Raw genomic sequence first — 10,816 nt, forward strand, 5'->3', positions numbered from 1 at the left:
GTTTCCCGGTAGATTGTTGCTTAAACTGCAATAGTAGATTGTACCTAGCCCCGGACTTTTGTAGTTTGAGGGTCACTCCTTTGGGACATTCCCCTTTAAAGTCTTGATAGGCTTTCAAGAATCTAGCGTAACTCTCATCATAGTTACCCTTTCCCCCTACTGTAGGGGTATCAGTAGCGTTACTCATTTTTTACTCACTTGTTATCCTGCTATGGTTTTGAGTAACACCTAAGTAACGGTAGAATAGGGGTTATAGGCTACCTATGCAATTAGCATCCAGGTAATATCCCAAGTTATCTGCTATCACCATCCCATCTAAGCCGGCTTCAAACAAAGCCAATAATGGACTATCCGGGGTCATCAGGGGTCCGGTTAACTGACGTTTAACTCGATGAGACGAATAAGCAGCAGATAAAACCTGGATTTGATTGGAGAATATCATAATGGATTAAGTTGACATAGGACTTTTGGGCAGACTCCGCAGTTGCCTGTGCCACTTATAGGGACTAACTAGGAGTCATAGTTTCATGAATTCTCAAATTTTCGGACCCTTAAAAATCACGCGCAAACACGATTATCATTCAATTATGGCTCAAAATATTTCCAGTCGCCATAGGTGGCATAATTTTGACCTATTTTCGGCCCCAAATACAAATAATCCCCATCTTGATACCAAGAGGGGATTAGCAACAATATCTGAGCAACAACCGATAATCTCTGATGCTGTTATCTGGGACAAACAGAAATATTGTTAGCGTTCAGAAGAATTCTGCCAGCAGAACGTTGATTAATTAACACTGGGTTTCCTGTATCAGTTTTAATGATCAGGGGATCAAGTCTCTTACATTCCTGAACCCGTTCGCCCCATTCCTCAACCCGGCGGGTATATTCAGCGCGGACGCGGGGAATATTATCTAGGGTAATGCCGGCAGGAATTGGTGGGAGATTAGGAATAAATACTTCATCGGTGATCACTGCATCACTTCTGATGTTGCGGTTAACTCCTAATTCATACATAATCGGATAGCGGAAAGCAGCCGGGAGAGTCCTCAGAGGATAAGACAAATCGGGCAAGCTGTAGTATCTGGGGGGAGTAACTCTGCCTGTTTGCGGATCTGGTCGCTGGTATCTGATATCAAAATCTGATGGAGTCGTGGGAACTCCAATTTGGGCTAAGGCTTTGACAGGCATGAATGCTGTAATCAGCACACACAGCCCACCTAACAGTTTAGACTTCATTAAACTCATCTCCTCAAAATCACCTAGTGGTTTGCCGAGCCATCCTACAGGCTATTGCCCTAGGATTCCAAATTCCTGAGACTTTTGCCAGAGGTATCTCGGAACTCTAGCAAATTTTACCTCAGATATCAACTGATATTATTACTGGAACCAAACTATTGTCCCGGATATCTATTTATTCAGGATTCCTAACGATCGCCGGACCATAGCCAGTAGCCACTATAAGGCCAAATCTGATAAATTGTTTATCCTAACTCAAATAATCACCAAATTATCTGCTCAAGATCCATCTATGACATCCAACAACGACTCGCGCCGCCTCGGAAAATTTAGGGGCTACCGGGAATCTATCACCGTTAAACCCATCACCAGCCTCCAGAGAAAAATCGGCATTTGGGTATGTGGGCTGATTCTCGGATTCGTCCTTAGCCAAACCCACGCCTACTGTGCGGCGGCAGGCGATCGCATAATTTCCGCCATTACCAACCCCCCACAACCCCAACCAACCCCAACCCAGGTAGGGCTCGATTTTGAACTCAGCCAAATTCCCCTCCCAAACCCTTTTGAAACAGCCAGTAACAGCCCCCAAGCCAATCAACCCACCCATCAACGGGAATTTAGGGGAGTATGGGTCGCCTCCGTAGTTAATATTGACTGGCCCTCAGCATCAAATCTATCTGTAGCCCAACAAAAATTTGAACTCCTAGCTATCCTTAACCGGATGCAGGAATTAAACCTTAACGCCCTAGTCTTGCAAATTAGACCCACCGGCGATGCTTTCTATCAGTCCCAACTTGAACCCTGGAGTACCTGGCTCACCGGAAGACAAGGGGAAGCCCCTAATCCCTTCTATGACCCCCTACAATTTGCCATTGAAGAATCCCACAAGCGCAATATTGAACTCCACGCTTGGTTTAATCCCTATCGCGCCCGCATGGGTTCAGAAAGGGGTCCTTTTGCACCCAATCACATGGCTGCCGTTTATCCCCAATACGCCTACCGCTACGGCGACCTAGTTTGGATGGACCCTGGTGCCAAAGAAGTACAAGACCGCACCTATAACGTGATTATGGATGTTGTCCGGCGCTACGACATAGATGCGGTTCACCTCGATGATTATTTTTACCCTTATCCCAAACCCGGAATTCCTTTCCCAGACGGACAAACCTACAACGCCTATCGAGCCGCTGGGGGTAATCTCTCCCTGGCTGACTGGCGGCGAAATAATGTCAATCAGATGATATTCCGCCTATATCAGGGGATTAAGGAAGTTAAGCCCTATGTCAAATTTGGGATTAGTCCCTTTGGTATTTATCGCCCTGGAAAGGCTCCCGGAATTGTGGGTATGGATCAATATGAGGCGATTTTTGCTGATGTCAAATTATGGATGGATAGGGGATGGTTAGATTATCTCTCTCCCCAACTCTATTGGCGCATTGACCCCCCACAACAGAGTTATCCGGTGTTATTGGATTGGTGGGTACGGAATAACCCCTTCCAACGCCATATTTATACGGGCAACTTTCTCAGTCAATTGGCTAATGGTTGGCCTGTATCTGAGTTTCAGCGACAAGTCCAAATTTCTCGCCAAAAAGCTAATCAACTTTCCCTGGGAAATATCTTTTTTAGTATGAAGATGTTTCGGGATAATCAAAGTGGCGTTAATGAGGTGTTTAAATCATCTGTTTACCCAACTCCCGCCCTGCCGCCGTCTATGCCTTGGCTAGATAATGAACCACCACAACCCCCAACGGGTTTACAAGCTGCTTCGGGGATGATTTCCTGGAATCCATCTCCTGATAATGATATCCGGTCTTGGGCTTTATACCAGCAGTTTACCAATGGTTGGCAGTTGGTGCGTGTCATCGATCGCAATACCACAGCCGTCAGTGTCTCACCAGGAACCTACGCCCTCCGAGCCGTCGATCGCATGGCTAACGAAAGTTCAGAGGCGATCGTCAATGTTAGTTAATTTCTAACTTCATCAATAGGCGGGTTAATTCACTGAATTGGTCACCGTTGACCCTTACCAGACAACCCGCCTTGATTATGGCAACTTCCCACTTCCCTATTTATGACTTTTATATCCACCGATTACGCTATCTTCCTGTTTTTTGTCTTCCTGATTTATTGGCTAACACCCTGGCGTAAAGGCAGATTAATCATACTATTAGCAGCCAGTTTAATATTTTATGCCTCCCTACAAATTCAATATATACCCCTGCTGTTACTGTGCATTTTCTTTAACTTTGGTTTAGCGCTCTCCATTGGTGAACCTTTAGAAGATTGGCAAATTGCTAATAGTTCCTTTAACCGTCGCCGCCTGATTTTATTGTGGATTGGAATTATCATAAACCTCCTACTATTACTAGGTTTTAAATATATTCCCTTTCTGCTCAATATCATTGGCGGTACATTCAATAACAATCAGATTCAAGATGCAGCCGTTTGGGTACAGTCCTATATTGTACCACCTTTAGGATTGAGTTTTTTCTGCTTTGAAATAATCGCCTATTTAATAGATGTATATAGAGGCGCACCCCCCACCAATTCTTTACTAGAATTTACCAGCTATAAATTCTTATTTCCCAAATTCATTGCCGGCCCAATTACCCGTTATCATCATCTCAAAAATCAATTTCAAACCCTGCAATTTCCCACACCAGAAAAAATCACAGATGGCTTATGGTTGCTGGCTATGGGCGCAGTCAAAAAAGGAATTTTTGCCGATCGCATTGGTATTTTTGTAGACCTAAGTTTTGAAAACTTACAACGGGCTGGAAGTGGCGACTTATGGCTGGCTACAGTCGCCTATGGTTTACAGCTTTATTTAGATTTTACCGGCTATGTAGACCTAGCCAGAGGTACAGCATTACTACTAGGATTAAACTTACCAGAAAACTTTGATGCTCCCTACTTTACCACCAGTATCGCCGATTTTTGGCGACGATGGCATATCACCCTAGGGGACTGGCTGCGAAATTATCTCTATTTTCCCCTAGGAGGTTCAAGGGTTGGACTCACCCGCACCTGTCTCAACTTACTAATTGTCATGTTAATTGCCGGAATTTGGCACGGCGCAGCCTGGGGGTTTATTTTATGGGGAGTATTACACGGGGTAGCTTTAGTTATTCATCGACTCACAGATACCCTATCTAAACAGTTATCAATACAGTGGATTTGGCTAACTTTTCCAGGTATAATTATCAGTTGGTTTATCACCCAATTAATGGTTTTTTGGACTTGGATTTTCTTCAGACTTCCTGACTTAAAGGATTCATTTTGGGTAGTGCAAAACCTTTGGGGAACCCGCGCCGATATTCAATTTGCCCACCTAGTTTATGTGGAGGCTTTAGGAGTTGAAAGAATTGATTTAGTCAGGATTCTAATTGGGGTAATCATAGCCATGGCGATCGCCACCGCATTTCGACGGGGTTTAAAAGTACAACTCAACTGGCCCATCAAGTTAATTTTAATTCCCCTCTGCTTTTTCGCCGTCTTATTATTAGCCCCAGAAGGTGGTTTACCCTACATTTATTTTGACTTTTAAGCCCCAGGACTCCCCCCCAGTGATACCCCAACCACACCCCCAGAAATTAGGAATCTTGATTAAGTTTTAAAACCGCCATAAAAGCCTCTTGGGGAACATCCACCGACCCCAAAGCCTTCATCCGTTTTTTACCCTTAGCCTGCTTCTGGAGTAATTTCTTTTTACGGCTAATATCACCGCCATAACACTTAGCCAAAACATCCTTACGCAAAGCTGGTATATGTTCACTAGCAATTACCTTAGAACCGATCGCCGCTTGAATAGGGACCTTAAACTGATGGCGAGGAATCAACTCTTTGAGTTTTTCCGCCATTCCCCGTCCCACATTATAGGCTTTATCCCGATGAACAATCATCGCCAGGGAGTCCACAGTATCCTTATTAATCATAATATCCAGCTTAACCAAAGGATTCTGACGGTAGCCGATAAAATGATATTCCATACTGGCATATCCCCGCGATCGCGATTTCATTTGATCAAAAAAGTCCGTCACCACCTCAGCCAAAGGAACCTCATAAACCAGAGTTGTCCGCCCCATAGTCAGATACTTCATATCCTTAAAATCACCCCGCCGACCTTGGGCTAATTCCATCAAAGTACCCACAAAAGTCTCTGGGGTAATCATTTCCACCCGCACATAAGGTTCCTCAATTTTCTCCCGGTGATTAGGTTCGGGTAATTTACTGGGGTTATCAATCATCAGCACTTCCCCAGTATTAGTCGTCACCCTATAGACCACAGAAGGAGAAGTTACAATTAAATCGAGGTCATATTCTCGTTCCAATCTTTCTTGGACAATTTCCATGTGTAGTAACCCCAAGAAACCACACCGGAAACCAAACCCCATAGCACTAGAAGTTTCGGGTTCGTATGACAAAGAAGCATCATTTAACTTGAGGCGATCGAGGGCTTCTCGTAAGTCGGGAAACTGGTCAGCATCAATAGGAAATAACCCACAAAATACCATCGGTTTAGCCTCTGTGTATCCAGGGAGAGGGCTATCCGCCTGATTTTTCGCCATAGTAATGGTATCACCAACCCGGGCATCTTCCACCGCCTTAATCGCAGCACCCAGATAGCCAACTTCCCCGGCGTGCAATTCATCAACCGGGGTTTGAGTAGGCGCTAATACTCCCAACTCATCAACTTCGTATTCTTTACCCGATGCCATTAAACGGACGCGATCGCCTTTTTTAACCGTCCCGTCCATCACCCGAAAATAGACAATCACCCCACGATAACTGTCATAATAACTATCAAAAATCAACGCCCGCAGTTTCTCCGATACCGTATCCTTGGGAGGCGGAACTAATTTAACAATAGACTCCAAAATCTCCTCAATACCAATACCTTCCTTAGCCGAAGCGCGGATCGCATCGGAACAGTCCAAACCAATAATTTCCTCAATTTCCCCAGCTACCCGTTCAGGTTCAGCCCCAGGTAAATCAATTTTATTGAGAACTGGGATAATTTCTAAATCATTCTCCAAAGCTAAATAGACATTAGCCAGAGTTTGCGCTTCCACCCCTTGGGAAGCATCCACAACTAACAGCGCTCCCTCACAAGCAGCCAAAGAACGGGATACTTCATAGGAAAAGTCCACATGGCCAGGAGTATCGATCAGATTCAAAACATATTGCTGACCATCTTTGGCTGTATAATTCATCCGAGCCGCCTGGAGTTTGATGGTAATCCCCCGTTCCCGTTCAATATCCATCGAATCTAGGAACTGTTCCTTCATTTGGCGATCAGCCACAGTCCCGGTCTGCTGAAGTAGGCGATCGGCTAAGGTAGACTTACCATGATCAATATGAGCAATAATCGAAAAATTACGAATCCGAGTTACAGGAACGTTAGTCATAAGGGGTAACTTTTTAAAACCAGTCAGTGGGAGGATGGGTGCTTAACGTATTTTAACAAAAAATTGGCGACCGTAGCGATCGCACCCACAACTGATCAAACCAAAATCCGGTTATAGCCTTGTAGCGGACAAAATAAGCCCCCAAAATGCCAGATACAGCATTTTCTGAGGCTCAAGTTTTTCGATAAACCATCTAAGGTTGTTTTTCCAGTTCCGATTTCATCCTTTCTAGGGTCATGTGCATTTGTTGGAACATCTGCTCAGGGGTAATCCCAAACTGACCCAGTTGAGTTTTTAACTGTTCCATAGTCATCTGAGCCATGAAATCCTCAGACAGTTCAAACCGCTTCATAAATACACGGTAACGATCCATCATCGATTCCATATTCTCAATAAACAGTTTTTTGCCCTCTCGGTCAAATTTCCCATAATCGCTTCCCAGTTGGATTAAAGACTGATAGTCCTCAAATAACTGTTTGGCTTCTTGCTGTACAATCTCAGATTCAAAGAAACTCATAATTGGTTAAATCTTTTATACAACAGGCGATCGCGATTCCTTAACCCAGGAATTGCTCCTATATTTTGTCTACAATTGTAACATCGAAATATTGGCTGCTGTACCCCCCAAGGGTCGCAATTGCCGTACCACCTCCGGCTATAATCCTTATAGACAAATTTTCTCTTAGATCGGCCCTAATCGTTCCCAAGGCCAAAAACGCCAAGCCGCCCTACCAATAATGTTCTGTTGGGGTAAAAATCCCCATATGTGGGAATCATTGCTATCGTTGCGGTTATCTCCCATGACAAAATACTTTTGGTCAGGTACCAAATCCGGTCCCCAATCATACTCAGGAGGCTCCGCGATATACTCTTCTGCGATCGGGTTATCATCTAAGTAAACCTTACCGCCGCGAATTTCCACCAGTTGACCTGGTTTACCAATAATACGCTTGATAAATGCTTGGTCCTTGGTGTAGCCTTGAACCCTTAACTGTCCAGGTGGCGTAAAAACAATAATATCCCCAAATTTGGGAGGACTGAATCTATATAAAACCTTTTCTACCACTAAGCGATCGCCAATTTCCAAAGTCGGGAACATTGAATCCGACGGAATATAACGGGGTTCAGCCACAAAAATGCGCATTAGTAACGACAGACTCAAAGCCACCGCCAGAATCACCAAATTTTCGCGAAACTTACCCCCTTTAGTGGTTTCATCAGGGGGTAATGGCTTGGTTTCGGGTTTGGGTTCGGGTTTTTGGTCCTGGGATCTCATCTTATTGATTCAGTCCTCTGATTTAGATAACTTAGGCGATTTGTGATGGTGAAAACGAATCCCTAGGAAAATATCATACATAAAACTCCAGAAGTCCTTCCCATTAAGCAATCCCAAGGTTTGGGGAGACCCTTTCGCATCTAACAGAGGTTTAGTCGCTTCGTAGGCAGGTTTATACTTATACCAGGGAATTGACGGCCACAGATGATGGATCAAGTGGTAGTTTTGTCCCAAAATCAAAATATTGAGGATCGCACTAGGATAAACCCTGGCATTTTTCCAGCGATTGCGTTCTTGAAAGGGACGATGGGGCAAATAGTCAAAGAATAACCCCAAAGCCAATCCTACCACCAAAGCCGGAGTAAACCAGAAGTTGAGAATATAGCCCAAGAAATCATAGTGAACCCCTAGGGCGACAATTCCCACCACTACCATGCGGCTTAAAAACCACTCCAGTAACTCATATTTGCGCCACAGTCGCCGCCGGAAGAAAAAAATCTCGTGATAAAAAAATCTGGCCGCAATTAACCACAACGGCCCCCCTGTGGAAACAAAATGATCAGGATCGTTGTCTGGGTCATTAACATGGGCATGATGTTGGATATGGACCCGGGTAAAAACGGGAAAGGCAAAACCCAACATTAAAGCACTACCATGTCCTAGAATCGCATTCAGGGTGCGATCGCGGTGTGCAGAATTATGGGATGCGTCATGAATTACTGTCCCTGCTAGATGTAGGGCTAGTACATTACACACAAAACAGAACCAATGAGGCCAGTGCCAGCACCAGTAACCTAGAGTCGAACTAATGACGATCGCAATAGCCCCTAAGAACATAAGGAGGGTTATATTTAAACCCCCTTCCGGGACTAGGAAATCTTTCGGAACCGTCAGCAGCTTCTGGCCCTCCGACATTATCGTTTGCACTCCTTGAAGTTTGACACCTGAATATTTTACGCGAGTCCTGAGCAACTGTAAATATTTGTAAACAAAATGAGTTGCAACTTTGCCTAAGAAAATATCACTACTTTACCTGAAGGAGGAAAAAAATTCCATGTTTACACAATTCAAGTCTGGTTGGCGTAAATTTTCCCCCATTTTCGGGGTGATCAGCTTATCCTTAGCTATGCCTCTGGTAATCAATCAGGGGGCGGCCACAGCTAGGCCCCTGTCCATAGGCGATCGCCATTTTAGTCCTTCCTGGTCTCAGATTACCGACCAACTCGGTCTTCCTCGGATTAATTTTCCCCAAAACCCAGAACCAATCCCTACACAAACCTCTATTCCTCCCCAGCAAGAAGAGACAGTTCCCATCCCTCAGGTAGAAGTAGAAACAGAAACCTCCAATATTCCCAGGTTTCGCTGTGAAGTGGTCAACGGTCAATACACAGTCATGTATTATCCCGTCAGCCAACCAACTCAAGGCTTCCCTTGGGCGGTTCCTGCTCAAATGGGAGGCGGTTGGACTCCTCAACGTCGCTGTCAGGAAATTAGTAGCCGTCTGGAGTCCTATCGCCCTGATGGGTTGGTGGCTTTACAGACCGCTGTAGAAAATGGCTACAACACTGTTTGTGCTACTACCGAAGATATCCCTCAATGTCGGATTGTCCTGACGGTTCCGGCTGGCGAAAGTGCCGAAATCGTCCGCGATCGCATTTTTCAGAATTTGTTAATTGCTGACAGCGGACAGAGTACCCAGGGCGTTGTGACATTGGTCAATGAACGCTCAACCCTTGGTACACTCGAAGGCATCATTCCCAGGAGTTCGTCTAATCGCTCCCAAGGGATTCTGTTAAAACCCTTCCTAGACCCCGCAGACGGTGGCACTGGAAATCGCCTGAATCGCCGTTTCTTCCGCTAAGAACCCCTTAACCCCCAAAATACGGGGGTTTGGGGTCCGATCTCGATGCCAACAAGTTACCCATTAGGTTTTGAAAGTTGAGTGTTTGGGGAGCGTTAGCCCACAGCGTCATATTAGCGAATCCGATCTAAAGCCCGCATTCCTCCCCAACGCTCCACAATTTTGTCATCATAATCATCAGCAATTTCTAGCACCGCATTTACCGAAGATTCCAGTTCTATTTTGTCGCAGGTTGAACCCACGATGGTATGCTCGAACAGAACATCACCATTATCATCAATGCCAAAGGCTCCAAACCGCATATTGCTGTTTTCCCGCAACAGAAACCGCATCAGGTCTGGGGTAAGTTCTGTTCCCGTCACCACATAGGAACGAGTGTTAATAATTGCCTCATCTGTTCCCCACGGAAAAACAAACACCTCCACCAGCGCTGATCCCATAAACAGAGCCAGTCCCGGCACATCCGGTCTGGCACAGGGAAATTTACCGTAAAGTTCCCTCATCCAAGTAGTAATTTTCTCATAACAGGCTTCCTGCATAGCACTCTCGAATTTCATCGGCTTCTCCCTTTCAGTATATTGATCATAGTTTTACCAAACAGTTGTGCCAGAATCTCCTCACCACAACTTTTTTAGTGTTAGTGCGTATTAATGGCGACCAACAAATCATATCCCGACAAGGCAACAGCAAGGCAACCATGATCTCTATCTGACAAGTGGCCACTTTGACTAACACTCAGCCCAAATCCTTTTGGATTACGGAAAATCCGGGATTTCAGCGCTCTGGTTGTGGTATATTAAACACAATGGTGCGAGACGTTTAGGAATCAAATAAGGCTGAAATGCCTGAAATAACTTCCTAGTGTGACTTTCACCCCTTGGTGAAATATAAGGAACTCATACCCTGACCATCCCACAACTGTTTATATGTCCCAAAGTTTGGTATAGAAATATACAAAACAAGGCAGGGAACTCAAGGTCAAAACGCAAAATCGGAAATCTTAACGATTCCTTAATAATTGCGAAGAGA

The 10,816-nt window shown here is 44.9% G+C and carries 10 protein-coding genes and 1 pseudogene; 3 read left to right on the forward strand and 8 right to left on the reverse strand.

The genetic code is table 11. The annotated features are described in order from the left end of the window. The 3 genes and pseudogenes from B9T16_RS21020 to B9T16_RS21030 all read right to left on the reverse strand — a co-directional run. A pseudogene (locus B9T16_RS21020) lies at positions 1 to 187 on the reverse strand (recombinase); the annotation flags it as partial. Positions 188 to 250: 63 nt separating this feature from the next. Beyond that, positions 251 to 442, reverse strand: a complete 192-nt coding sequence (locus tag B9T16_RS21025) for a hypothetical protein (protein ID WP_006616474.1) — start codon at positions 440 to 442, stop codon at positions 251 to 253. 284 nt (positions 443 to 726) lie between these two features. Further along, the gene (locus B9T16_RS21030; protein ID WP_006616475.1) at positions 727 to 1,239 is read right to left on the reverse strand and encodes a hypothetical protein; all 513 of its coding nucleotides are present in this window, start codon (positions 1,237 to 1,239) and stop codon (positions 727 to 729) included. 241 nt (positions 1,240 to 1,480) lie between these two features. On the opposite strand from B9T16_RS21030, the gene B9T16_RS21035 reads away from it, so the two are divergent. Beyond that, on the forward strand, positions 1,481 to 3,211 hold the full coding sequence (locus tag B9T16_RS21035) for a glycoside hydrolase family 10 protein (RefSeq protein WP_317269168.1): 1,731 nt from the start codon (positions 1,481 to 1,483) through the stop codon (positions 3,209 to 3,211). Between the two features lie 102 nt (positions 3,212 to 3,313). Beyond that, on the forward strand, positions 3,314 to 4,789 hold the full coding sequence (locus B9T16_RS21040) for an MBOAT family O-acyltransferase (protein WP_410245683.1): 1,476 nt from the start codon (positions 3,314 to 3,316) through the stop codon (positions 4,787 to 4,789). Positions 4,790 to 4,835: 46 nt separating this feature from the next. Here B9T16_RS21040 and lepA read toward each other — a convergent pair whose 3' ends face one another. The 4 genes from lepA to crtR all read right to left on the reverse strand — a co-directional run bounded on the left by lepA (position 4,836) and on the right by crtR (position 8,841). After that, positions 4,836 to 6,650, reverse strand: coding sequence for a translation elongation factor 4 (gene lepA, locus B9T16_RS21045; protein ID WP_410245684.1), 1,815 nt, complete (start codon positions 6,648 to 6,650; stop codon positions 4,836 to 4,838). A 193-nt stretch (positions 6,651 to 6,843) separates the two neighbouring features. Beyond that, on the reverse strand, positions 6,844 to 7,167 hold the full coding sequence (locus B9T16_RS21050) for a DUF1825 family protein (protein ID WP_152088618.1): 324 nt from the start codon (positions 7,165 to 7,167) through the stop codon (positions 6,844 to 6,846). 165 nt (positions 7,168 to 7,332) lie between these two features. Beyond that, a complete protein-coding gene (gene lepB / locus B9T16_RS21055) occupies positions 7,333 to 7,926 on the reverse strand; it encodes a signal peptidase I (protein ID WP_410223021.1) in 594 nt (197 codons plus the stop codon). 9 nt (positions 7,927 to 7,935) lie between these two features. Beyond that, positions 7,936 to 8,841 carry a beta-carotene hydroxylase gene (crtR, locus tag B9T16_RS21060; RefSeq protein WP_014277520.1) on the reverse strand — a complete coding sequence of 302 codons (906 nt, stop codon included), beginning with the start codon at positions 8,839 to 8,841 and terminating at the stop codon, positions 7,936 to 7,938. Between the two features lie 139 nt (positions 8,842 to 8,980). Here crtR and B9T16_RS21065 point away from each other — a divergent pair, with 139 nt between their 5' ends. Further along, positions 8,981 to 9,787, forward strand: a complete 807-nt coding sequence (locus tag B9T16_RS21065; protein ID WP_410245685.1) for a COP23 domain-containing protein — start codon at positions 8,981 to 8,983, stop codon at positions 9,785 to 9,787. A 113-nt stretch (positions 9,788 to 9,900) separates the two neighbouring features. Here B9T16_RS21065 and B9T16_RS21070 read toward each other — a convergent pair whose 3' ends face one another. Continuing rightward, positions 9,901 to 10,344 (reverse strand): T3SS (YopN, CesT) and YbjN peptide-binding chaperone 1, encoded by a 444-nt coding sequence (locus B9T16_RS21070; protein ID WP_410245686.1) that lies wholly within the window; start codon positions 10,342 to 10,344, stop codon positions 9,901 to 9,903. Positions 10,345 to 10,816: the final 472 nt, after the last annotated feature.

The sequence above is a fragment of the Arthrospira sp. PCC 8006 genome, assembly GCF_046480465.1.
Lineage (GTDB): Bacteria > Cyanobacteriota > Cyanobacteriia > Cyanobacteriales > Microcoleaceae > Limnospira > Limnospira platensis.